19 protein-coding genes are annotated in these 23,361 nt (G+C 70.7%); 17 read left to right on the plus strand and 2 right to left on the minus strand.

What is annotated here, in order from left to right; genetic code table 11:
- Window positions 1–68 precede the first annotated feature (68 nt).
- The 13 genes from AB0G52_RS01710 (at window position 69) to AB0G52_RS01770 (ending at window position 14,846) form a co-directional block, all read left to right on the plus strand.
- Window positions 69–1,049, plus strand: a complete 981-nt coding sequence (locus AB0G52_RS01710; RefSeq protein WP_132889287.1) for an aspartate carbamoyltransferase catalytic subunit — start codon at window positions 69–71, stop codon at window positions 1,047–1,049.
- Between the two features lie 4 nt (window positions 1,050–1,053).
- Complete coding sequence (locus tag AB0G52_RS01715; RefSeq protein WP_361332725.1) at window positions 1,054–2,340, plus strand: dihydroorotase; 1,287 nt, start codon at window positions 1,054–1,056, stop codon at window positions 2,338–2,340.
- Window positions 2,337–2,906, plus strand: a complete 570-nt coding sequence (locus AB0G52_RS01720) for a hypothetical protein (protein ID WP_132889289.1) — start codon at window positions 2,337–2,339, stop codon at window positions 2,904–2,906. The genes AB0G52_RS01715 and AB0G52_RS01720 overlap by 4 nt, the downstream gene beginning before the upstream one ends.
- Window positions 2,903–4,060: a glutamine-hydrolyzing carbamoyl-phosphate synthase small subunit gene (carA, locus tag AB0G52_RS01725; RefSeq protein ID WP_132889290.1), complete on the plus strand. Its 1,158-nt coding sequence runs from the start codon at window positions 2,903–2,905 to the stop codon at window positions 4,058–4,060. The genes AB0G52_RS01720 and carA overlap by 4 nt, the downstream gene beginning before the upstream one ends.
- Complete coding sequence (gene carB, locus AB0G52_RS01730; RefSeq protein ID WP_361332730.1) at window positions 4,053–7,364, plus strand: carbamoyl-phosphate synthase large subunit; 3,312 nt, start codon at window positions 4,053–4,055, stop codon at window positions 7,362–7,364. The genes carA and carB overlap by 8 nt, the downstream gene beginning before the upstream one ends.
- Window positions 7,365–7,486: 122 nt before the next feature.
- On the plus strand, window positions 7,487–8,593 hold the full coding sequence (locus AB0G52_RS01735; RefSeq protein ID WP_132889292.1) for a quinone-dependent dihydroorotate dehydrogenase: 1,107 nt from the start codon (window positions 7,487–7,489) through the stop codon (window positions 8,591–8,593).
- Window positions 8,590–9,435: an orotidine-5'-phosphate decarboxylase gene (gene pyrF, locus AB0G52_RS01740; RefSeq protein ID WP_165939382.1), complete on the plus strand. Its 846-nt coding sequence runs from the start codon at window positions 8,590–8,592 to the stop codon at window positions 9,433–9,435. Before AB0G52_RS01735 ends, pyrF begins: the two co-directional genes overlap by 4 nt.
- Before the next feature lie 267 nt (window positions 9,436–9,702).
- Window positions 9,703–10,026: an integration host factor gene (locus AB0G52_RS01745; protein WP_003977346.1), complete on the plus strand. Its 324-nt coding sequence runs from the start codon at window positions 9,703–9,705 to the stop codon at window positions 10,024–10,026.
- 60 nt (window positions 10,027–10,086) lie between these two features.
- Entirely contained in the window at window positions 10,087–10,680 is a 594-nt protein-coding gene (gene gmk / locus AB0G52_RS01750; protein WP_132889293.1) for a guanylate kinase, read from the plus strand.
- Window positions 10,681–10,731: 51 nt separating this feature from the next.
- Window positions 10,732–11,004 carry a DNA-directed RNA polymerase subunit omega gene (gene rpoZ / locus AB0G52_RS01755; protein WP_005319902.1) on the plus strand — a complete coding sequence of 91 codons (273 nt, stop codon included), beginning with the start codon at window positions 10,732–10,734 and terminating at the stop codon, window positions 11,002–11,004.
- Between the two features lie 130 nt (window positions 11,005–11,134).
- Window positions 11,135–12,340, plus strand: coding sequence for a bifunctional phosphopantothenoylcysteine decarboxylase/phosphopantothenate--cysteine ligase CoaBC (gene coaBC, locus AB0G52_RS01760; protein WP_207921739.1), 1,206 nt, complete (start codon window positions 11,135–11,137; stop codon window positions 12,338–12,340).
- A 239-nt stretch (window positions 12,341–12,579) separates the two neighbouring features.
- Window positions 12,580–13,788 carry a methionine adenosyltransferase gene (metK, locus tag AB0G52_RS01765; protein WP_361332735.1) on the plus strand — a complete coding sequence of 403 codons (1,209 nt, stop codon included), beginning with the start codon at window positions 12,580–12,582 and terminating at the stop codon, window positions 13,786–13,788.
- Window positions 13,789–13,841: 53 nt separating this feature from the next.
- The gene (locus tag AB0G52_RS01770) at window positions 13,842–14,846 is read left to right on the plus strand and encodes a carbohydrate kinase family protein (RefSeq protein ID WP_132890191.1); all 1,005 of its coding nucleotides are present in this window, start codon (window positions 13,842–13,844) and stop codon (window positions 14,844–14,846) included.
- 80 nt (window positions 14,847–14,926) lie between these two features.
- Here the strand turns inward: AB0G52_RS01770 and AB0G52_RS01775 are convergent, their stop codons facing one another.
- Window positions 14,927–16,456 carry a UDP-N-acetylglucosamine 1-carboxyvinyltransferase gene (locus tag AB0G52_RS01775; RefSeq protein ID WP_132890157.1) on the minus strand — a complete coding sequence of 510 codons (1,530 nt, stop codon included), beginning with the start codon at window positions 16,454–16,456 and terminating at the stop codon, window positions 14,927–14,929.
- Between the two features lie 281 nt (window positions 16,457–16,737).
- Between AB0G52_RS01775 and AB0G52_RS01780 the strand changes: the two genes are divergently transcribed.
- From AB0G52_RS01780 to AB0G52_RS01795, 4 genes are all read left to right on the plus strand, one after another.
- The gene (locus AB0G52_RS01780) at window positions 16,738–17,460 is read left to right on the plus strand and encodes an alpha/beta hydrolase (RefSeq protein ID WP_132890156.1); all 723 of its coding nucleotides are present in this window, start codon (window positions 16,738–16,740) and stop codon (window positions 17,458–17,460) included.
- A 262-nt stretch (window positions 17,461–17,722) separates the two neighbouring features.
- On the plus strand, window positions 17,723–20,521 hold the full coding sequence (locus AB0G52_RS01785) for an aconitate hydratase (RefSeq protein WP_132890155.1): 2,799 nt from the start codon (window positions 17,723–17,725) through the stop codon (window positions 20,519–20,521).
- Between the two features lie 166 nt (window positions 20,522–20,687).
- Entirely contained in the window at window positions 20,688–20,984 is a 297-nt protein-coding gene (locus tag AB0G52_RS01790; RefSeq protein ID WP_132890154.1) for a hypothetical protein, read from the plus strand.
- Window positions 20,981–22,579, plus strand: coding sequence for an ATP-binding protein (locus AB0G52_RS01795; protein ID WP_361332739.1), 1,599 nt, complete (start codon window positions 20,981–20,983; stop codon window positions 22,577–22,579). Before AB0G52_RS01790 ends, AB0G52_RS01795 begins: the two co-directional genes overlap by 4 nt.
- A 17-nt stretch (window positions 22,580–22,596) precedes the next feature.
- On the opposite strand, the gene AB0G52_RS01800 is transcribed toward AB0G52_RS01795, so the two are convergent.
- Complete coding sequence (locus AB0G52_RS01800; protein WP_132890153.1) at window positions 22,597–23,004, minus strand: hypothetical protein; 408 nt, start codon at window positions 23,002–23,004, stop codon at window positions 22,597–22,599.
- Between the last annotated feature and the right edge of the window lie 357 nt (window positions 23,005–23,361).

The raw sequence follows: 23,361 nt of genomic DNA on the forward strand, positions 1-23,361 counted from the left end.
GCCGGTCCGGCGCGCCCAGGTCCGCCCGCAATCTCCCGATATGTGAACTGCCCTACGGAGCCTGACAGATGCAGCGTCATCTCATCTCGGCCGCCGACCTCACCCGCGACGACGCCGTCCTGATCCTCGACACCGCCGAGGAGATGGCCCGGGTCGCCGACCGGCCGATCAAGAAACTGCCGACCCTGCGCGGCCGCACCGTCGTCAACCTCTTCTTCGAGGACTCGACCCGCACCCGGATCTCCTTCGAAGCCGCCGAGAAGCGCCTCTCCGCCGACGTCATCAACTTCACCGCCAAGGGGTCGAGCGTCTCCAAGGGCGAGTCCCTGAAGGACACCGCCCAGACCCTGGAGGCCATGGGCGTCGACGCCGTCGTCATCCGGCACGGCGCCTCGGGCGCTCCCTACCGCCTCGCCAACTCCGGCTGGATCGACGCCGCTGTCATCAACGCGGGCGACGGCACCCACCAGCACCCCACCCAGGCCCTCCTGGACGCCTTCACCATGCGCCGCCGGCTCGTCGGCCGGGACGCCGGGCTCGGCCAGGACCTGGCCGGCAAGCGCATCACGCTCGTCGGCGACGTGCTGCACAGCCGGGTCGCCCGCTCCAACGTCGACCTGCTGCACACCCTGGGCGCCGAGGTCACCCTGGTCGCCCCGCCCACCCTGGTGCCGGTCGGCGTCGAACACTGGCCCTGCGAGGTGTCCTACGACCTCGACGCCGTCCTGCCCAAGTCCGACGCGGTGATGATGCTGCGCGTGCAGCGCGAGCGGATGAACGCCGCGTTCTTCCCCACCGAGCGCGAGTACTCGCGGCGCTACGGCCTCGACGGCGACCGGATGGCGAGGATGCCCGAACACGCCATCGTGATGCACCCCGGCCCGATGGTCCGCGGCATGGAGATCACCGCCGAGGTCGCCGACTCCGAGCGCTGCACCGTGGTCGAGCAGGTCGCCAACGGCGTCTCCATCCGGATGGCCGTCCTGTACCTCCTGCTCGGCGGCAACGAACCCGCCGTCAGCCATGCCCGCACCACCGAGGAGAAGTAACCCCATGAGCAAGATCCTGATCCGTGGTGCGAAGGTGCTCGGCGGTGAGCCGCAGGACGTCCTGATCGACGGCGAGGTCGTCGAGGCGGTCGGCGCCGGTCTGTCCGCCGAGGGCGCGGAGGTCGTCGAGGCGGCGGGCAAGGTGCTGCTGCCGGGCCTGGTCGACCTGCACACACACCTGCGCGAGCCGGGGCGCGAGGACTCCGAGACGGTCCTCACCGGCACCCGCGCGGCGGCGAGCGGCGGCTACACGGCCGTCTTCGCCATGGCCAACACCTTCCCGGTCGCCGACACCGCCGGCGTGGTCGAGCAGGTCTACCGGCTCGGCCGGGAGCACGGCTACTGCGACGTCCAGCCCATCGGCGCCGTCACCGTCGGCCTGGAGGGCAGGAAGCTCGCCGAACTGGGCGCCATGCACGAGTCGGCCGCCGGGGTCACCGTCTTCTCCGACGACGGCAAGTGCGTCGACGACGCCGTGATCATGCGCCGCGCGCTGGAGTACGTGAAGGCCTTCGGCGGCGTGGTCGCCCAGCACGCGCAGGAGCCCCGGCTGACCGAGGGCGCCCAGATGAACGAGGGCGTCGTCTCGGCGGAGCTGGGCCTGGGCGGCTGGCCCGCCGTCGCCGAGGAGTCGATCATCGCGCGCGACGTGCTGCTCGCCGAGCACGTCGGCTCCCGCGTCCACATCTGCCACCTGTCGACCGCGGGATCCGTCGAGATCGTCCGCTGGGCCAAGGCCCGGGGCATCGACGTCACCGCCGAGGTCACCCCGCACCACCTGCTCCTCACCGACGAACTGGTGCGGTCCTACAACCCGGTCTACAAGGTCAACCCGCCGCTGCGCACCGAGCGCGACGTGCTGGCGCTGCGCGAGGCCCTCGCCGACGGCACGATCGACATCGTCGCCACCGACCACGCCCCGCACCCGCACGAGGACAAGGACTGCGAGTGGGCCGCGGCCGCCATGGGGATGGTGGGCCTGGAGACCGCCCTGTCCGTGGTCCAGGAGACGATGGTGGACACGGGCCTGCTGACCTGGGCCGGCGTCGCCGACCGGATGTCCGTCACGCCCGCGCGCATCGGTCGGGCCACCGGCCACGGCCGTCCCGTCTCGGCTGGTGAGCCCGCCAACCTCACCCTCGTCGACACGGAATACCGTGGCCTCGTGGACCCCGCGGGCTTCGCCTCGCGCAGCCGCAACACCCCGTACGAGGGACGCGAGCTGCCGGGCCGTGTCACCCACACGTGGCTGCGGGGCAAGGCGACGCTCGTGGACGGGAAGCTCACGTGACACCTCTCATCCTGCTGGCAGACGAGAAGAAGTCGGCCGCGGTCACCGACTGGGCCGCGCGCATCGGCTGGCTGGTCGGCCTGGCGCTCTTCGTCGCGCTCGTCTACTGGCTCATGCGCGAGGGCTGGAAATGGCGCGGCACCCTCCAGGGCGACCTGCCCGCGCTGCCCAGCGCGCCGGACGACCCCGGTGCCGTGAGACTGACCATGAGCGGCCGCTACCACGGCTCCACCACCGCCGGGCAGTGGCTGGACCGCATCGTGGCCCAAGGCCTCGGCTCCCGCAGCCGGGCCGAGCTCACCCTCACCGACGCGGGCCTGGACGTCGTACGCCCCGGGGCGAGCGACTTCTTCATCCCCGCCGACGCGCTCCGCGAGGCCCTGCTGGGCAAGGGCATCGCGGGCAAGGTCCTCACCGAGGGCGGACTCCTCGTGGTGACCTGGGCGCACGGCGACAAGCTGATCGACTCCGGTTTCCGCTCCGACCACGCGGCCGAGCACACCGAGTGGGTCGACGCCATCAACTCCATGATCAAAACCAACAGCACGGAAGGCGCCGAACGATGACGACCTCCACAAGGGGAACCGGCAAGGCTCCCGCCGTACTCGTCCTGGAGGACGGCCGGATCTTCCGCGGCCGCGCCTACGGGGCCGTGGGGGAGACCTTCGGCGAGGCCGTGTTCTCCACCGGCATGACCGGCTACCAGGAGACCCTCACCGACCCCTCCTACGACCGCCAGATCGTGGTCGCCACCGCCCCCCAGATCGGCAACACGGGGTGGAACGACGAGGACGACGAGTCCCGCCGCATCTGGGTCTCCGGCTACGTCGTGCGCGACCCCGCGCGCGTGCCCTCCAACTGGCGCGCCAAGCGTTCGCTGGACGCGGAACTGGTGGCGCAGGGCGTGGTCGGCATCTCCGGGATCGACACCCGCGCCCTCACCCGCCACCTGCGCGAGCGCGGCTCCATGCGATCGGGCATCTTCTCCGGCGAGGCGATCGCCCCCGACGCCGAGCTGGTCGAGCGCGTGCAGGCCCAGCCGCACATGAAGGGCGCCAGCCTCTACGAGGAGGTCGCCACCAAGGAGGCGTACGTCGTCCCGGCCGTCGGGGAGAAGCGATTCACCGTCGCCGCCATCGACCTCGGCATCAAGGGCATGACCCCGCAGCGGATGGCCGAGCGGGGCATCGAGGTGCACGTGCTGCCGGCGACCGCCACGGTGGAGGACGTCTACGCCGTCTCCCCGGACGGGGTGTTCTTCTCCAACGGCCCCGGCGACCCCGCCACGGCCGACGGCCCGGTGGCCCTGATGACCGCCGTCCTGGAGCGGAAGACCCCGCTCTTCGGCATCTGCTTCGGAAACCAGATCCTCGGCCGCGCGCTGGGCTTCGGCACCTACAAGCTGAAGTACGGCCACCGGGGCATCAACCAGCCGGTCCAGGACCGCACGACCGGCAAGGTCGAGGTCACCGCGCACAACCACGGGTTCGCCGTGGACGCGCCGCTCGACAAGGTCAGCGAGACGAGGTTCGGCCGCGCCGAGGTCTCGCACGTCTGCCTGAACGACGACGTCGTGGAGGGCCTGCAGCTGCTCGACCAGCCGGCCTTCTCCGTCCAGTACCACCCCGAAGCGGCAGCGGGCCCGCACGACGCCGCCTACCTGTTCGACCGCTTCACGTCTTTGATGAGCACCGTTTCGATGGAGGGCCAGCGTGCCTAAGCGCACCGATATCCAGTCCGTCCTGGTCATCGGCTCCGGCCCGATCGTCATCGGCCAGGCCGCCGAGTTCGACTACTCCGGTACCCAGGCCTGCCGTGTGCTGCGCGCCGAGGGTCTGCGGGTCATCCTGGTCAACTCCAACCCGGCGACGATCATGACCGACCCGGAGATCGCCGACGCGACCTATGTCGAGCCGATCACGCCGGAGTTCGTCGAGAAGATCATCGCGAAGGAGCGTCCCGACGCGCTGCTGCCCACCCTGGGCGGCCAGACGGCCCTGAACACCGCGATCTCGCTCGACGAGAACGGTGTCCTGGCCAAGTACGGTGTCGAGCTGATCGGCGCCAACGTCGAGGCCATCCACAAGGGTGAGGACCGCGACCTGTTCAAGGAGGTCGTGGAGGAGGTCCGCAAGAAGATCGGGCACGGCGAGTCGGCCCGCTCGGTCATCTGCCACACCATGGACGAGGTCCTCGCGGGCGTGGAGGAGCTCGGCGGCGGCTACCCGGTCGTGGTGCGTCCCTCGTTCACGATGGGCGGGGCCGGTTCCGGTTTCGCGCACGACGAGGAGGAGCTGCGCCGGATCGCCGGTCAGGGCCTGACGCTGTCGCCGACCACCGAGGTGCTCCTGGAGGAGTCCATCCTGGGGTGGAAGGAGTACGAGCTGGAGCTGATGCGCGACAAGCACGACAACGTCGTGGTCGTGTGCTCCATCGAGAACTTCGACCCCATGGGCGTGCACACCGGTGACTCGATCACCGTGGCCCCGGCCATGACGCTGACCGACCGCGAATACCAGATCCTGCGGGACATCGGCATCGCCGTGATCCGCGAGGTCGGTGTGGACACGGGCGGCTGCAACATCCAGTTCGCGGTGAACCCCGAGGACGGCCGGGTCATCGTCATCGAGATGAACCCGCGGGTGTCGCGGTCCTCGGCGCTGGCCTCCAAGGCGACCGGCTTCCCGATCGCCAAGATCGCCGCGAAGCTCGCCGTCGGCTACACCCTGGACGAGATCCCGAACGACATCACGCAGGAGACCCCGGCCTCCTTCGAGCCCACGCTCGACTACGTGGTCGTCAAGGCCCCGCGGTTCGCGTTCGAGAAGTTCCCGCAGGCGGACTCGACGCTGACCACCACCATGAAGTCGGTCGGCGAGGCCATGGCCATCGGCCGGAACTTCACCGAGGCCTTCCAGAAGGCGCTGCGCTCGCTGGAGAAGAAGGGCAGCCAGTTCACCTTCGTCGGCGAGCCGGGCGACAAGCAGGCGCTGCTGCACGAGGCGGTGCGGCCCACCGACGGCCGGATCAACACCGTCATGCAGGCCATCCGCGCGGGCGCCACCCCCGAGGAGGTCTTCGCGTACACGAAGATCGACCCGTGGTTCGTGGACCAGCTGTTCCTGATCAAGGAGATCGCCGACGAGCTGGCCCAGGCCGCCGAGCTGAGCGCCGGCCTGCTGGCCGAGGCCAAGCGGCACGGCTTCTCCGACCAGCAGATCGCCGAGATCCGGGGACTGCGCGAGGACGTCGTGCGGGAGGTGCGCCACGCGCTGGGGGTGCGCCCGGTCTACAAGACGGTCGACACCTGCGCTGCCGAGTTCGCCGCGAAGACGCCGTACTTCTACTCCTCCTACGACGAGGAGAGCGAGGTCGCGCCGCGCGAGAAGCCGGCCGTCATCATCTTGGGCTCCGGCCCGAACCGGATCGGCCAGGGCATCGAGTTCGACTACTCGTGCGTGCACGCCTCCTTCGCCCTGTCGGACGCGGGCTACGAGACCGTGATGGTCAACTGCAACCCGGAGACCGTCTCCACCGACTACGACACCTCCGACCGGCTGTACTTCGAGCCGCTCACCCTGGAGGACGTCCTGGAGATCGTCCACGCCGAGCAGCAGGCCGGCCCGGTCGCGGGCGTGGTCGTGCAGCTGGGCGGGCAGACCCCGCTGGGTCTGTCGCAGGCGCTGAAGGACAACGGCGTGCCGATCGTGGGCACGTCCCCGGAGGCGATCCACGCGGCCGAGGACCGGGGCGCCTTCGGGCGGGTGCTGGCCGAGGCGGGCCTGCCGGCCCCCAAGCACGGCACGGCCACCACCTTCACCGAGGCCAAGGCCATCGCCGACGAGATCGGCTACCCGGTGCTGGTGCGCCCCTCCTACGTGCTGGGCGGACGCGGCATGGAGATCGTCTACGACGAGACCCGGCTGGCGGCGTACATCGCCGAGTCCACCGAGATCAGCCCCACCCGCCCCGTCCTGGTCGACCGGTTCCTCGACGACGCCATCGAGATCGACGTCGACGCCCTCTACGACGGCCAGGAGCTCTACCTCGGCGGCGTCATGGAGCACATCGAGGAAGCCGGCATCCACTCCGGTGACTCGGCCTGCGCGCTGCCCCCGATCACGCTGGGCGGCTTCGACATCAAGCGGCTGCGCGCCTCCACCGAGGCCATCGCCCGCGGCGTCGGCGTGCGCGGCCTGATCAACATCCAGTTCGCGATGGCCGGGGACATCCTCTACGTCCTGGAAGCCAACCCGCGCGCCTCCCGCACGGTCCCCTTCACCTCGAAGGCGACCGCGGTGCCGCTGGCCAAGGCCGCCGCCCGGATCTCACTGGGCGCCACCGTCGCCGAACTGCGTGCCGAGGGCCTGCTGCCCGCCCGCGGCGACGGCGGCGAGCTGCCCTTCGACGCGCCGATCTCCGTCAAGGAAGCGGTCATGCCCTGGTCGCGGTTCCGCGACATCCAGGGCCGTGGCGTGGACACCGTGCTGGGCCCGGAGATGCGCTCCACCGGCGAGGTCATGGGCATCGACTCCGTCTTCGGCACCGCCTACGCCAAGTCCCAGGCCGGAGCGTACGGGCCGCTGCCGACCAAGGGCCGCGCCTTCATCTCGGTCGCCAACCGCGACAAGCGGTCGATGATCTTCCCGGCCCGGGAGCTGGTCGCCCACGGCTTCGAACTCCTCGCCACCTCCGGCACCGCCGAGGTCCTCAAGCGCAACGGCATCAACGCCACCGTCGTGCGCAAGCAGTCCGAGGGGACCGGGCCCAACGGCGAGAAGACCATCGTCCAGCTCATCCACGACGGCGACGTCGACCTCATCGTCAACACCCCCTACGGCACCGGCGGTCGCCTGGACGGCTACGAGATCCGGACCGCGGCGGTGGCCCGCTCGGTGCCGTGCCTGACCACCGTGCAGGCACTGGCCGCGGCCGTCCAGGGGATCGACGCGCTGAACCACGGCGACGTGGGCGTGCGGTCGCTCCAGGAGCACGCGGAGAGGCTGATCGCCGCGCGGGACTGACAGGGTCGTAGTGAGGCTGCGGGCCGCTTCGTGGCTGGTCGCGCAGTTCCCCGCGCCCCTTCGGGGCGCTCGGCTGAGGGGGGACTCCGGAAACGGCGTCCCCCCTTCGTGTGAGGACATCGATGTACAAGATCTTCTTCCAGCTCGTCTTCCGCCGAATGGATCCCGAGGCGGCCCACCACCTCGCCTTCCGGTGGATCCGGCTCGTCGCCCGCATCCCCGTGCTGCGGACCTTCGTCGCCGCCGCGCTCGCGCCGCGCCACAAGGAACTGCGCACCGAGGCCTTCGGGCTGCGGATGCACGGGCCGTTCGGGCTCGCGGCCGGGTTCGACAAGAACGCCGTGGCGATCGACGGGATGTCGATGCTCGGCTTCGACCACGTCGAGATCGGCACGGTCACCGGGGAGGCGCAGCCCGGCAACCCCAGGAAGCGGCTGTTCCGGCTGGTCGCCGACCGGGCGCTGATCAACCGCATGGGCTTCAACAACGACGGCTCACTGACCGTCGCCGCCCGGCTCGCGACCCGGGAGCCCGTCTTCAGGACCGTCGTGGGCGTCAACATCGGCAAGACCAAGGTCGTCCCGGAGGCCGAGGCGGTCGGCGACTACGTGAAGTCCGCCGAGCGACTCGCGCCCTACGCGGACTACCTGGTCGTGAACGTCTCGTCGCCGAACACGCCGGGGCTGCGCGACCTCCAGGCCACCGAGGCGCTCAGGCCGCTGCTGAGCGCCGTCCGCGAGGCCGCCGACCGGGTCGTGGCCCACCGCAGGGTCCCGCTGCTGGTGAAGATCGCGCCGGATCTCGCCGACGAGGACGTGGACGCCGTCGCCGACCTGGCCGTGGAGCTGGGCCTGGACGGGATCATCGCGACCAACACCACCATCGCGCGCGACGGGCTGGGGCTGCGGTCCGACCCGGCCCTGGTGAAGGAGACCGGCGGGCTCTCCGGGGCGCCGCTGAAGGCGCGCTCCCTGGAGGTGCTGCGGCGCCTCTACGCGCGCGTGGGCGACCGGATCACCCTGGTCGGCGTCGGCGGCGTGGAGAACGCCGAGGACGCCTGGCAGCGCATCCTGGCCGGCGCCACGCTGGTCCAGGGCTACAGCGCCTTCGTCTACGAGGGGCCCTTCTGGGCGCGCGCCATCCACAAGGGCCTCGCGGCGCGCCTGCGCACCAGCCCGTACGCCAGCCTCGCCGACGCGGTCGGCGCCGACGTGAGGAAGACGGCATGAGCCCCCTGGAGCCCTTCGGCGCGCGGCTGCGCCGCGCCATGGACGAGCGCGGTCCGCTCTGCGTCGGCATCGACCCGCACGCCTCGCTGCTGTCCGAGTGGGGTCTGAACGACGACGTGGCGGGCCTGGAGCGGTTCAGCCGCACGGTCGTCGAGGCGGTGGCCGACCGGGTCGCCGTCATGAAGCCGCAGAGCGCGTTCTTCGAGCGGTTCGGCTCGCGCGGGGTGGCCGTCCTGGAGCGGGTGGTGCAGGAGGCGCGGGCGGCCGGGACGCTGGTCGTGATGGACGCCAAGCGCGGTGACATCGGCTCCACCATGGCCGGCTACGCGGAGGCCTTCCTCGGCAAGGACGCCCCGCTGTTCTCGGACGCCCTGACCGTCTCGCCGTACCTCGGCTACGGCTCGCTCAGCCCGGCCGTCGCCCTGGCCCGGGAGAGCGGCGCCGGCCTGTTCGTGCTGGCGCTCACCTCCAACCCGGAGGGGCCCGAGGTGCAGCACGCGGTCCGCGGTGACGGACGCACGGTCGGCGCGACCATGCTGGCCCACCTCGCCGCCGAGAACGCGGGGGAGGAGCCGCTGGGCTCCTTCGGCGCCGTGGTGGGCGCCACGGTCGGCGACCTGTCGTCGTACGACCTCGACATCAACGGTCCGCTCCTCGCGCCCGGGGTCGGCGCGCAGGGGGCGACGGCGGCCGACCTGCCCACGGTCTTCGGGGCGGCCGTGCGCAACGTGGTCCCAAACGTGAGCCGAGGTGTTTTGCGTCACGGTCCCGACGTCGGTGCCCTGCGGGCGGCCGCGGAGCGGTTCGCGGGTGAGATCCAGCACGTCGTCGCAGGTCGGTGACTCCTCCGCGAAGCGCCCCGGCGGGCGCTTCGGCGGCGGCCCGAACGTGAATACATCCTCAAATCCAGGGCAGTATGTCTGAAATGTCTGGCCTGACGGAGGCTGACCAGGACTTTTCCGCTGTTCTCGCTGACTCCGGCGGACTTGCCCGCTAGTCTCCGAGCAGAGTCCACGGGCAAGCGTGTTGCTCGTAGCTCCCCAGGTGTGGGGCGACTAGGTTCCTCACCGGTCCGTATCCGACAGTTCGACATCCGAGGTGACGTAGGCGTGGCTCTTCCGCCCCTTACCCCTGAACAGCGCGCAGCCGCGCTCGAAAAGGCCGCCGCGGCTCGCCGGGAGCGGGCCGAGGTCAAGAATCGACTCAAGCACTCCGGCGCCTCTCTTCACGAGGTCATCAAGCAGGGCCAGGAAAACGACGTCATCGGCAAGATGAAGGTCTCCGCCCTGCTCGAGTCCCTGCCGGGCGTGGGCAAGGTCCGCGCCAAGCAGATCATGGAGCGTCTCGGGATCTCCGAGAGCCGCCGCGTGCGTGGCCTCGGGTCCAACCAGATCGCCTCCCTGGAGCGCGAGTTCGGCAGCACCGGCTCCTGATCGCCGAGCCGCCCGGGAGGGCCGTCCCGGGCGACCCGCGATTGCTGGAATAATCGCTGCATGGCTGCAACATTCCGGGGGACGACCCCCGAGCCCCCGGACGTACGTCCGCGACTGACCGTGCTCTCCGGCCCCTCCGGGGTCGGCAAGAGCACGGTCGTCGCCCATATGCGCAAGGCTCACCCCGAGGTCTGGCTCTCGGTGTCGGCCACCACCCGCAAGCCCCGCCCCGGTGAGAAGCACGGGGTCCACTACTTCTTCGTCTCCGACGAGGAGATGGACAAGCTGATCGCCAACGGCGAACTCCTGGAGTGGGCCGAGTTCGCGGGCAACCGCTACGGCACGCCGCGCGCCGCCGTACTGGAGCACCTGGAATCCGGTGTGCCGGTCCTCCTGGAGATCGACCTCCAGGGCGCCCGGCAGGTCCGCGAGACCATGCCCGAGGGCCGGCTGGTGTTCCTGGCCCCGCCCTCCTGGGAGGAGCTGGTGCGCAGGCTCACCGGGCGCGGCACCGAGGCGCCCGAGGTGATCGAGCGACGGCTGGACGCGGCCAAGGTCGAACTCGCGGCGGAGCCGGAGTTCGACGAGACCCTGGTCAACACCTCCGTCGAGGACGTGGCGCGCGAGCTGCTAGCCTTGATGGACGTTGTGTGATCGTCGCTGATCATTCAGACTGAATCTTTCCCATCCATCGGAAGGCAGAGCGTGTCCTCTTCCATCACCGCGCCCGAGGGCATCATCAACCCTCCGATCGACGAGCTCCTCGAGGCCACCGACTCGAAGTACAGCCTCGTGATCTACGCGGCCAAGCGGGCCCGTCAGATCAACGCGTACTACTCGCAGCTCGGCGAGGGCCTCCTCGAGTACGTCGGTCCGCTCGTCGACACCCACGTCCACGAGAAGCCGCTCTCCATCGCCCTGCGCGAGATCAACGCGGGTCTGCTGACGTCCGAGGCCATCGAAGGCCCGGCGCAGTAGTACTTTCGTATTGCGGTTGACTTATCCACAGGCCCGGCAGTCACGCTGCCGGGCCTGTGGTGTGTCATGGAGTCATGAGTTCGTCGCGAACGCGTGGAGCCGTCGAGTGGAGTCGTCGAATGGAGGCCCGGTGAGCAAGCCGAAGGTCGTGCTGGGGGTCAGTGGCGGCATCGCCGCGTACAAGGCCTGTGAGCTGCTGAGAAGGTTCACCGAGTCGGGTCACGACGTCCGGGTCGTCCCCACCGCCTCCGCGCTGCACTTCGTCGGCGCCGCCACCTGGTCCGCGCTCTCCGGCAACCCCGTCTCCACCGAGGTCTGGGACCACGTCGAGGAGGTCCCGCACGTCCGGATCGGCCAGCACGCCGATCTCGTCGTCGTCGCCCCCGCCACCGCGGACACGCTCGCCAGGGCGGCCCACGGCCTCGCCGACGACCTGCTCACCAACACCCTGCTCACGGCGCGCTGCCCGGTCGTCTTCGCCCCCGCGATGCACACCGAGATGTGGGAGCATCCGGCCACCCAGGAGAACGTGGCCACGCTGCGCCGCCGCGGCGCGGTCGTCGTCGAACCCGCGGTCGGCCGGCTCACCGGCGTCGACACCGGCAAGGGCCGGCTGCCCGACCCGGGGGAGATCTTCGAGGTCTGCCGCCGGGTCCTGGCCCGGGGCGCCACCGAGCCCGACCTGAAGGGCCGCCACGTCGTCGTCTCCGCCGGCGGCACCCGGGAGCCCCTCGACCCCGTCCGCTTCCTCGGCAACCGCTCCTCGGGCAAGCAGGGCTACGCCCTCGCCCGCACGGCCGCCGCCCGGGGCGCCCGGGTGACCCTGGTCGCCGCGAACACCACGGGCCTGCCCGACCCGGCGGGCGTGGACGTCGTCCCGGTCGGCACCGCCGTCCAGCTGCGCGAGGCCGTGCTGAAGGCCGCCGCGGACGCCGACGCCGTGGTGATGGCCGCGGCCGTCGCCGACTTCCGGCCCGCGGTCTACGCGGCCGGAAAGATCAAGAAGAAGGACGGCCAGGAGCCCGAGCCGATCGTGCTGGTGCGGAATCCGGACATCCTCGCGGAGATCTCGGCCGACCGGGCGCGGCCCGGACAGGTGATCGTCGGCTTCGCCGCCGAGACCGACGACGTCCTCGCCAACGGCCGCGCCAAGCTCGCCCGCAAGGGCTGCGACCTGCTCGTGGTGAACGAGGTGGGGGAGCGCAAGACCTTCGGTTCCGAGGAGAACGAGGCCGTGGTGCTCGGTGCCGACGGCAGCGAGACACCGGTGCCGCACGGGCCCAAGGAGGCGCTCGCCGACGTGGTGTGGGATCTGGCGGCGGCCCGTTTGGGTTAACTTTTTCCGGCCATTTGTCAACTTCCCGCAAGGTCGCATTCAGGCACGGTGGCTCTGGCCAAGGCCGCCGGCCATTGGGCAGAATGCCCGTGCCGCAGGTCACAGCACTCCCGAGTGTCGAGACAGGTGGGCCGGCGGCAGAGTGCGACCGATAAACTGTTCTCGGACGACGCCCGGGTGCAGCCCCCGTGTCGTCCGCCCATGATCAGCCAGCAGCCGCTGCAACCCCAGGGAGCGTTGTGTCCCGTCGCCTGTTCACCTCGGAGTCCGTGACCGAGGGTCACCCCGACAAGATCGCTGACCAGATCAGCGACACCATTCTCGACGCGCTTCTGCGTGAGGACCCGACCTCCCGGGTCGCCGTCGAGACGCTGATCACCACCGGCCTCGTGCACGTCGCCGGCGAGGTCACGACCAAGACGTACGCGGACATCGCGACGCTGGTCCGCAACAAGATCCTCGAGATCGGTTACGACTCGTCGAAGAAGGGCTTCGACGGCGCCTCCTGTGGCGTCTCGGTCTCGATCGGCGCGCAGTCCCCCGACATCGCCCAGGGTGTGGACACGGCCTACGAGAAGCGGGTCGAGGGTGACGAGGACGAACTCGACAAGCAGGGCGCCGGCGACCAGGGCCTGATGTTCGGCTACGCGACGGACGAGACGCCGACGCTGATGCCGCTGCCGATCTTCCTGGCGCACCGCCTGTCCAAGCGCCTGTCCGAGGTCCGCAAGAACGGCACCATCCCCTACCTGCGCCCCGACGGCAAGACCCAGGTCACCATCGAGTACGACGGCGACAAGGCCGTCCGTCTCGACACGGTCGTGGTCTCCAGCCAGCACGCCTCGGACATCGACCTGGAGTCGCTGCTCGCCCCCGACATCCGCGAGTTCGTGGTGGAGGCGGAGCTGAAGGCGCTGCTCGAGGACGGCATCAAGCTGGACACCGAGAACTACCGGCTGCTGGTCAACCCGACCGGCCGTTTCGAGATCGGCGGCCCGATGGGCGACGCGGGTCTGACCGGCCGCAAGATCATCATCGACACCTACGGCGGCATGGCCCGCCACGGTGGCGGTGCGTTCTCGGGCAAGGACCCGTCCAAGGTCGACCGCTCGGCCGCGTACGCGATGCGCTGGGTCGCCAAGAACGTGGTCGCCGCGGGGCTGGCCGCCCGCTGCGAGGTCCAGGTCGCGTACGCGATCGGCAAGGCCGAGCCGGTGGGTCTGTTCGTGGAGACCTTCGGCACCGCCAAGGTCGACCACGAGAAGATCGAGAAGGCGATCGACGAGGTCTTCGACCTGCGTCCGGCCGCCATCATCCGTGACCTCGACCTGCTCCGCCCGATCTACGCGCAGACCGCGGCGTACGGCCACTTCGGCCGCGAGCTTCCCGAGTTCACCTGGGAGAGGACCGACCGGGTGGACGCCCTGCGCAAGGCCGCCGGGCTGTGAGCATGACCGTCGGCCACCCCATGTCCTCCTGGGGCGTCGGTCCGCGGCGGCCGGTGCGCATCGCCGTGTCCGGCTCCATCGCCACCGACCACCTGATGGTCTTCCCGGGGCGGTTCACCGAGCAGTTGCTGAGTGAGCGTCTGAACCGGATCTCGCTGTCCTTCCTCGCGGACCGACTGGACGTCCGTCAGGGCGGCGTCGCGGCCAACATCGCGTTCGGCCTCGGCCGGCTCGGGTTGCGTCCGGTGCTGATCGGTGCCGCGGGTGCCGACTTCGCGGACCATGCTCGCCGACTGACTGCATCGGGCGTCGACATGGGGTCGGTCCGCATCAGCGAGTCGCTCCACACCGCTCGATTCGTCTGCACAACCGATCTCGACCAGAACCAGATCGCCACCTTCTACGCGGGCGCCATGGCCGAGGCGTCTTTGATCGACCTCGGCGAGGTCCAGACACGTACGGGCGGCCTCGACCTGCTGCTCGTCGGTGCGGACACCCCTTCCGCGATGCTGCGGCACACCGCGACCGCCCATCGCCTCGGCATCGCCGTGGCGGCCGACCCCTCCCAGCAGTTGGCGCGGCTCACCCCACGGCAGACGCGAGACCTGGTGGCGGGCGCGTCCCTGCTCTTCACGAACGAGTACGAGAGCGCCCTCCTCCTGCGACGGACGGGCTGGTCGCAGGAGGAGGTCCTCGCCAGGGTCGGAGCGTGGCTAGTCACCCGGGGCACTGATGGGGTTCTGGTGCACACGGCCGACGGCACCCGGACGGCGATCCCGGCTGTTCCCGCTCGGACGGTCGTGGATCCGACCGGTGTGGGGGACGCCTTCCGTGCCGGCTTCCTGGCGGGGTGGTGCCATGGGCTGTCATACGAACGTGCGTCCCAACTCGGTTGTGCGCTCGCCACCACCGTCCTTGGTTCGGTCGGCTCACAGGAGTACGGGTTCGTGTGGAGCGAACTCCTCGCTTCGATCGACAAAGCCTACGGCCGTTCGGCGGCGGCCGAGATCGCCGATTCCCTGGGAGAGGAGGCCAAGACCGACACCGACCGGGTATGAGTCCAGGCGCTCGGACAGGTCCGTGTGTGTTCCCGAGGACCGGGGCCTTGTGCGCACCCCGATCCCCGGTCACTGCCTCGTCAGATGTCGCGGAACGTCTCGATCTGGGCGCCGATCGAGTTCAGGCGTTCGGCGAGGTCCTCGTAACCGCGGTTGATGACGTACACGTTGCGCAGGACCGAGGTGCCCTCGGCGGCCATCATCGCGAGCAGGACGACGACGGCGGGGCGCAGGGCCGGCGGGCACATCATCTCGGCGGCGCGCCAGCGGGTCGGGCCCTCCACCAGGACCCGGTGCGGGTCGAGGAGCTGGAGGCGGCCGCCGAGGCGGTTGAGGTCGGTGAGGTAGATGGCGCGGTTGTCGTAGACCCAGTCGTGGATCAGCGTCTTGCCCTGGGCGACCGCGGCGATGGCGGCGAAGAAGGGGACGTTGTCGATGTTCAGACCGGGGAACGGCATCGGGTGGATCTTGTCGATCGGCGCCTCCAGCTTGGAGGGCCGGACCGTCAGGTCGGTCAGGCGGGTACGGCCGTTGTCCGCGAAGTACTCGGCACTGCGGTCGTGGTCGAGGCCCATCTCCTCCAGGACCGCCAGCTCGATCTCCAGGAACTCGATCGGCACCCGGCGCACGGTCAGCTCCGACTCCGTCACCACCGCGGCGGCCAGCAGGCTCATCGCCTCGACCGGGTCCTCGGAGGGGTAGTAGTCCACGTCCACGTCGATGTTCGGGACGCCGTGCACGGTCAGGGTGGTGGTGCCGATGCCCTCGACCCGCACCCCGAGCGTCTCCAGGAAGAAGCAGAGGTCCTGGACCATGTAGTTGGAGGACGCGTTGCGGATGACGGTGACCCCGTCGTGCCGGGCGGCGGCGAGCAGCGCGTTCTCGGTCACCGTGTCGCCGCGCTCGGTCAGCACGATCGGCCGGTCGGGGCGGATCGAGCGGTCCACCTGCGCGTGGTACTGGCCCTCGGTCGCCGCGATGTCCAGACCGAACCGGCGCAGTGCGATCATGTGCGGCTCGATGGTCCGCGTGCCGAGGTCGCAGCCGCCGGCGTAGGGCAGCTTGAAGTGGTCCATGCGGTGCAGCAGCGGGCCGAAGAACATGATGATCGAGCGGGTGCGCACGGCGGCCTCGGCGTCGATGGACGCCATGTCGAGGTCGGCGGGCGGTACCAGCTCCAGGTCGACCCCGTCGTTGATCCATCGGGTGCGCACGCCGATGGAGTTGAGCACCTCCAGGAGGCGGTACACCTCCTCGATGCGGGCCACCCGGCGCAGCACCGTGCGTCCCTTGTTGAGGAGCGAGGCGCACAGCAGGGCCACGCACGCGTTCTTGCTGGTCTTCACGTCGATCGCACCGGACAGCCGTCGGCCGCCGACCACCCGCAGATGCATCGGGCCCGCGTAGCCCAGGGAGACGATCTCGCTGTCCAGGGCTTCACCGATTCGGGCGATCATCTCAAGGCTGATGTTTTGATTGCCGCGTTCGATGCGGTTGACAGCGCTCTGACTGGTGCCGAGCGCCTCCGCGAGCTGTGCCTGTGTCCAGCCGCGGTGTTGCCGGGCGTCACGGATGAGCTTGCCGATGCGTACGAGGTAGTCGTCTGACATGAGACAGAGGTTATCTCAGATATGAGATGGCGCCTGTTGGGGGGTCCCTCCGGGTGACGTCGTGTCAGCGAGAGTACCCATTCGGCCCTTCGGCACCCGGTCCCCGGAAAACCGGTGGGAGGAGCCCCACGGCCACTGCTACCTTTCGGGTGGCCGTGCGAGAGAACGAGGAGGTGGTACCCGTGAACGCAGTATCGACATGGGTGCTCCCCTCCGGGGTCACGGTCGGGCGGTAGGTCGTCCGGGAGCGCCGTTCCAGCGCACTCCCGAAAGGCACGACCATGCGCTTCATTTCCGAACGACGCCTCGACGACGGCGTCCTCGAACGCGAGTTCATCCTCGGCGAGATCCCCGGCACCCTGTGGACGCCCGGCTCCGCCGCGCCGGCCCCGCTCGTCCTGATGGCCCACAACAACGGCCTGCCCAAGGGGGAACCCCGGCTGGTGGCCCGGGCCCGCCACACCGCGTCGTGCGGCTACGCGGTCGCTTCCATCGACGCCGCCGGGTGCGGTGACCGGCCCCGTTCCGCCGCCGACGAGCAGGCCCGCGCCGACCTCCGCCGGGCGCTGCGGGCCGGTGAGCCGGTCGACGAGATCTTCGAGTCGTTCGTCGGCCCGCTGGTCGAGAACGCGGCCCCGGACTGGCGGGCCGCCCTGGACGCCCTCCTGGCGCTGCCCGGGATCAGCGGTCGGGTCGGGTACTCGGGGTGGACGGCCCTCGGCATCCGGCTCGCGGTGACCGAACCGCGCATCGCGGCCGCCGGGTTCTTCGCCGGCGGTTACGTGCCCCGTGCCCAGCGCACGGAGGCCCGGCAGGTCACCGTTCCGCTGCTGGTCCTGCTGCAGTGGGACGACGAGGGCAATCCCCGGCAGCGGGCCCTGGACCTGTTCGACACCTTCGGCGCCAAGGAGAAGACCCTGCACGCCAACCTGGGCGGCCACACCGGCACCCCGTGGTTCGAGCTGGAGGACGGGACCCGGTTCTTCGACCGGCATCTGAAGTGAGCCCGGACCGCTCGGGCCGGCGGCACGCGACAGGCGTGCCCGTCGGCCCGAGCGGTGCGCGATGGCCGTGCCCGTCAGTGCCCGGGCATGACCATTCGGCCCGGGTGTACTAGAGTTATCTCGACATCGAGATATCTGCCAGGCGCACCGGGACCGCCATTCGAGTAAGGGTTACCTAACTTAGCCTTACCTTAGTGGGCGGGCCAAGTCGGCGTGGCGGCAGGATCGTGGTGGTACGCGCACATCAATGAAGGAGACTGTCGTGTCGGCGAACAGCTTCGACGCCCGCAGCACGCTGCAGGTGGGCGACGAGTCGTACGAGATCTTCCGGCTGGACAAGGTGGAAGGCTCGGCTCGCCTTCCGTACAGCCTGAAGGTGCTGCTGGAGAACCTGCTCCGCACGGAGGACGGCGCGAACATCACCGCCGACCACATCCGCGCCCTCGGCGGCTGGGACTCCCAGGCCCAGCCCAGCCAGGAGATCCAGTTCACGCCCGCCCGCGTGATCATGCAGGACTTCACCGGCGTCCCCTGTGTCGTCGACCTCGCCACCATGCGCGAGGCCGTCAAGGAGCTCGGCGGCGACCCGGCGAAGATCAACCCGCTGGCCCCGGCCGAGCTGGTCATCGACCACTCCGTCATCGCCGACAAGTTCGGCACCAACGACGCCTTCAAGCAGAACGTCGAGCTGGAGTACGGCCGCAACAAGGAGCGCTACCAGTTCCTGCGCTGGGGCCAGACCGCGTTCGACGAGTTCAAGGTCGTCCCCCCGGGCACCGGCATCGTCCACCAGGTGAACATCGAGCACCTGGCCCGCACCGTCATGGTGCGGGGCGGCCAGGCCTACCCGGACACCCTGGTCGGCACCGACTCGCACACCACCATGGTCAACGGCCTCGGCGTCCTCGGCTGGGGCGTCGGCGGCATCGAGGCCGAGGCCGCCATGCTCGGCCAGCCGGTCTCCATGCTCATCCCGCGCGTCGTCGGCTTCAAGCTGACCGGTGAGCTCAAGCCCGGCACCACCGCCACCGACCTGGTCCTCACCATCACCGAGATGCTGCGCAAGCACGGCGTCGTCGGCAAGTTCGTCGAGTTCTACGGCGAGGGCGTGGCCGCCACCTCCCTCGCCAACCGCGCCACCATCGGCAACATGTCTCCGGAGTTCGGCTCCACCGCCGCGATCTTCCCGATCGACGACGAGACCCTGAACTACCTGCGTCTGACCGGCCGCTCCGACCAGCAGGTCGCGCTCGTCGAGGCGTACGCCAAGGAGCAGGGCCTCTGGCTGGACCCGAAGGCCGAGCCCGACTTCTCCGAGAAGCTGGAGCTGGACCTCTCCACGGTCGTCCCCTCGATCGCCGGCCCGAAGCGCCCGCAGGACCGCATCGTCCTCGCCAACGCCGCCCAGCAGTTCGCCAAGGACGTCCTCAACTACGTCGAGGCCCCCGTCGCGCAGACGTCCGCCGCCGCGGCCTCCCCGGTCGACGAGGCGAGCGCCGAGTCCTTCCCCGCCTCCGATGCCCCGGCCTACGGCAGCCAGGAGAACGGCGCGGGCGCCCCGCAGCACGGCGAGGGCACCGGTGCCGCGGTCCCGTCCAACCCGGTACAGGTGACCGCCCCCGACGGCACCACCTACGAGCTGGACCACGGCGCGGTCACCGTCGCCGCGATCACCTCCTGCACCAACACCTCGAACCCGTACGTCATGGTCGCCGCCGCGCTGGTCGCGAAGAAGGCCGTGGAGAAGGGCCTGACCCGCAAGCCCTGGGTCAAGACCACCCTCGCCCCCGGCTCCAAGGTCGTCACCGACTACTTCGAGAAGGCGGGCCTGACCCCCTACCTCGACAAGGTCGGCTTCAACCTGGTCGGTTACGGCTGCACCACCTGCATCGGCAACTCCGGCCCGCTGCCGGAGGAGGTCTCCAAGGCCGTCAACGAGCACGACCTCGCGGTCACCTCGGTCCTCTCCGGCAACCGGAACTTCGAGGGCCGGATCAACCCCGACGTCAAGATGAACTACCTGGCCTCCCCGCCGCTGGTCGTCGCCTACGCGATCGCGGGCTCCATGAAGGTGGACATCACCAAGGACGCCCTCGGCACCGACCAGGACGGCAAGCCGGTCTACCTGTCGGACATCTGGCCGACCGAGGCCGAGGTCAACGACGTCGTCGCCAACGCGATCGGCGAGGACATGTTCAACAAGTCCTACTCCGACGTCTTCGCCGGCGACGCCCAGTGGCAGTCGCTGCCGGTCCCGACCGGCAACACCTTCGAGTGGGACCCCGAGTCCACCTACGTCCGCAAGCCCCCCTACTTCGAGGGCATGCAGCACGAGCCGGCCCCGGTCACCGACATCACCGGCGCCCGCGTCCTCGCCAAGCTGGGCGACTCGGTCACCACCGACCACATCTCGCCCGCCGGCGCCATCAAGGCCGACACCCCGGCCGGCAAGTACCTCACCGAGCACGGTGTGGAGCGTCGTGACTTCAACTCCTACGGCTCCCGCCGAGGCAACCACGAGGTCATGATCCGCGGCACGTTCGCCAACATCCGCCTGCGCAACCAGATCGCGCCGGGCACCGAGGGCGGCTACACCCGCGACTTCACCCAGCCCGACGCGCCGGTGGCGTTCATCTACGACGCCTCCCGCAACTACATCGAGCAGGGCATCCCGCTGGTCGTCCTGGCCGGCAAGGAGTACGGCTCCGGCTCGTCCCGCGACTGGGCCGCCAAGGGCACCGCGCTGCTCGGCGTCAAGGCCGTCATCGCCGAGTCGTACGAGCGCATCCACCGCTCGAACCTCATCGGCATGGGCGTCCTGCCGCTGCAGTTCCCGGAGGGTGCCACCGCCGAGTCCCTCGGCCTGACCGGCGAGGAGACCTTCTCCTTCACCGGCGTCGAGGAGCTCAACAACGGCACCACCCCGCGCACGGTCAAGGTCACCACCGACACGGGCGTCGAGTTCGACGCGGTCGTCCGGATCGACACCCCCGGTGAGGCCGACTACTACCGCAACGGCGGCATCATGCAGTACGTGCTGCGCAGCCTGATCCGCAAGTAGGCGTCAGCGTCCACGCGCAGGGCCGCGTCCCCGGTCGACGGGGGCGCGGCCCGTTCGCGTTGCCCGCCGGCGCCCGTCCTCCCCGGCGCGTGTGGCCTGCACGTGACATCGTCAGAGCCCAGCCGGAACACAGGATTCCCCCAGTCAACCGGTACAGACTCGGTACATGTCCGCCACCGCAGGGTCCCGAACCGGCCGGCCCCGAGTCCGTGTCCTGACCGCCGACGACCAGTCCGGTCCCGGCGGCCACCAGACGCGGGTGCCCCGCGGACCGCGCCACGAGACACCGAAGCCGTCCGCTCCGGTCCGCACCGCCCGCAGCACGTCGTCCGACAACGGCGGCGGCCTCGCCGAGGCCGGCGTCCCCGTCCCGCGCCGCGAGACCGACCGCGGCCGGGCCCCGAGGAGCCACACCGCGCCCGGGTCCGGGCAGGCGAACCGGCCCGTGAAGGACGGCAGATGACCACTCGACCGAGCGGCCGGCGGATGACCGCCCGGCTGAAAGACCGACGGACGGCCACCCCCCTGACCGACCGACGGACGGCCGCGCCGCCGAGCGGTCGGCGGGCGACGGCCAGGCTGCGCAGCCGGTCGCTCCGCACCCGCCTGCTCGTCTTCGTCACCGCCGTCCTGGTCTGCGTCTGCGCCGCCACGGCCCTGACCACCGTCCTCGTCCAACGCGCCTACCTGATGGGCGACCTGGACGACCGGGTCGGGGACGCCGTCGAACACAACGCGGCCGGCGCCGCCCTGCACCCGGAGCTGACCCGCGACCTGACCTTCCTGCGCGAGCGCGGCCAGCCGGCGGGCATGCTCGCCGCCCGCACCGACGCCAAGGGGGACCTCCTGAGCGCGGCCGTCGTCAGCCAGGGCGCGTCCCCGCAGCCGCTCACCAGCACCCAGCGGGCCGCCCTCCAGGGCATCGCCCCCGACGGCGCGCCCCGCACCCGCACGGTCCCGGGCCTTGGCACCTACCGGGTCGCCGCGCTGGACGCCGACGGCATCCGGGTCCTGACCGGCCTGCCCATGGACGACGTACAGAACATGATCGACGGCCTGGTGGAGGTCGAGATCGCGGTCGCCGCCGTCGGCCTCACCGCCGCGGGCATCCTGTGCGCCGTGGTGGTGCGACGGCAGCTGCGCCCCCTCGGCAGGGTCGCCGCCACCGCCGCCGAGGTCACCCACGCGCCCCTCGGTCGGGGCCAGGTCACCGGCCTGACCCGGGTGCCCGAACGGGACACCGACCCGGGCAGCGAGGCCGGCCAGGTCGCCGCCGCCCTCAACCGCATGATCGACCACGTCGAGGCGTCCCAGGCCGAGGCCAGACGGAGCGAGGAGCGGATGCGGCGGTTCCTGGCCGACGCGAGCCACGAACTGCGCACTCCGCTCGCCTCGATCGCCGGGTACGCGGAGCTGATGAACCGCGGCACGGACCGCGCCGAGTCCGGTCTGGCCTGGCGCCGGGTCAACGCCGAGTCCGCGCGCATGCGCGGCCTCGTGGAGGATCTCCTGCTGCTGGCCCGCCTCGACGAGGGCCGCCCGCTGCCGTCCGCCGAGGTGGACCTGACCGCGCTGGTCGCGGAGGCGGTGTGGGACGCGCGGGCGGCCGGCGCCGACCACGTCTGGCAGCTCGAACTCGCCCCGGACGGCGCGGCCCTGGTGCTGGGCGACGAGGCCCGGTTGCGGCGGGTGGTGGCGAACCTGCTGACCAACGCACGGATCCACACCCCCGCGGGCACGACGGTGACCGCAACGGTCGAGACCACCCCCGCCACCTCCGTGGTCCGGGTCCGCGACGACGGCCCCGGCATCCCGCCGGACCTGCTCCCGACCGTCTTCGAACGCTTCACCCGGGCCGACGCCTCCCGCACCCGCGCGGGTGTCCTGGAGGGCGGTTCGGGGCTGGGCCTGGCGATCGTCGCCGCGATCACGACGGCCCACGGCGGCCGCATCGACGTGCGGAGCGCACCGGGCCACACGGAGTTCACCGTCGAACTCCCCGGCACCGGGCTCCCGCCCGCCGACTCACCGCGGCGGGCCCGGACCGCGCCCGTCTAGGAACGAGGAGGGCGGTGTCAGTCGTAGGGGTTGATCGACAGGCCGGACGAGCTGCAGTTGTCGAAGGTCGTGTCGCGGCAGACCGTCACCCCGAGGCTGTGGATGCCGCCCACCAGGCTGCCGGACAGGCTGCTCCAGGTGCTGGTGGTGCCGCAGCCGCTGGAGTTCCAGTGGTTCGGGAACTGGAAGCCCGGCGCGGTGACGTAGAAGTACACCGGGTGGGCGTCACAGGAGGTGTCGCTGAGCTTCACGTTGCGCAGGGTGAACGACTCGGAACCGGTCCAGTCGACGGTCAGTGAGACGGACGCGCCCGTGGTGCTGGCGCTGAGCGGCTGGTTGTCGGCGGCGGCCGCCGTGCCCGGGGTGAACCCCAGGGCGACGGCCGCGAGGCCGGCGGCGACGGCGGTGATCCCGCGCTTGTTCATGATTCCTCCCGTGTGGTCGGGCGAGGTGCCTTCCCCCGCCGCGGCATGATGCGCCTGGTGGCCTGCTGGCCCGGCGGCAGAAGGCTGTCGGTGCCGCCCGTGCCCCGCCAAGCGCTTCCGGCCACCTGGGAGGGCGGGACGACGGCGGCCGTCTGACCTGCGACGGCGCGGCGCCCCCGGGATGCCGCTGGGACGCCCGGCTGTTTCCCACGCTCTCGAAACGGCCCGCCCCGTCCACACCGTTTACACCCGCCCCTGTCCGCGCTAGCTTCACAGGGCGTGGGGTGGGAGCGCTCCCACCTCGGCGGACCGGAACCCGCCGACGGGCCGGAGCGCTCCCGCCCCACGTCCGTCGCG

Origin of the sequence: Streptomyces sp. NPDC021562, from assembly GCF_040640875.1 — a bacterium.
Classification (GTDB): Bacteria; Actinomycetota; Actinomycetes; order Streptomycetales; family Streptomycetaceae; genus Streptomyces.

Coding starts and splice junctions, on each gene's coding strand:
- AB0G52_RS01790 (WP_132890154.1), top strand. CDS start 20,688: ATGTCCGCCACCGCAGGGTCCCGAACCGGCCGGCCCCGAGTCCGTGTC.
- pyrF (WP_165939382.1), top strand. CDS start 8,590: ATGAGCCCCCTGGAGCCCTTCGGCGCGCGGCTGCGCCGCGCCATGGAC.
- AB0G52_RS01795 (WP_361332739.1), top strand. CDS start 20,981: ATGACCACTCGACCGAGCGGCCGGCGGATGACCGCCCGGCTGAAAGAC.
- AB0G52_RS01800 (WP_132890153.1), bottom strand. CDS start 23,004: ATGAACAAGCGCGGGATCACCGCCGTCGCCGCCGGCCTCGCGGCCGTC.
- AB0G52_RS01775 (WP_132890157.1), bottom strand. CDS start 16,456: ATGTCAGACGACTACCTCGTACGCATCGGCAAGCTCATCCGTGACGCC.
- AB0G52_RS01715 (WP_361332725.1), top strand. CDS start 1,054: ATGAGCAAGATCCTGATCCGTGGTGCGAAGGTGCTCGGCGGTGAGCCG.
- AB0G52_RS01780 (WP_132890156.1), top strand. CDS start 16,738: ATGCGCTTCATTTCCGAACGACGCCTCGACGACGGCGTCCTCGAACGC.
- gmk (WP_132889293.1), top strand. CDS start 10,087: ATGGCTGCAACATTCCGGGGGACGACCCCCGAGCCCCCGGACGTACGT.
- carA (WP_132889290.1), top strand. CDS start 2,903: ATGACGACCTCCACAAGGGGAACCGGCAAGGCTCCCGCCGTACTCGTC.
- AB0G52_RS01735 (WP_132889292.1), top strand. CDS start 7,487: ATGTACAAGATCTTCTTCCAGCTCGTCTTCCGCCGAATGGATCCCGAG.
- AB0G52_RS01710 (WP_132889287.1), top strand. CDS start 69: ATGCAGCGTCATCTCATCTCGGCCGCCGACCTCACCCGCGACGACGCC.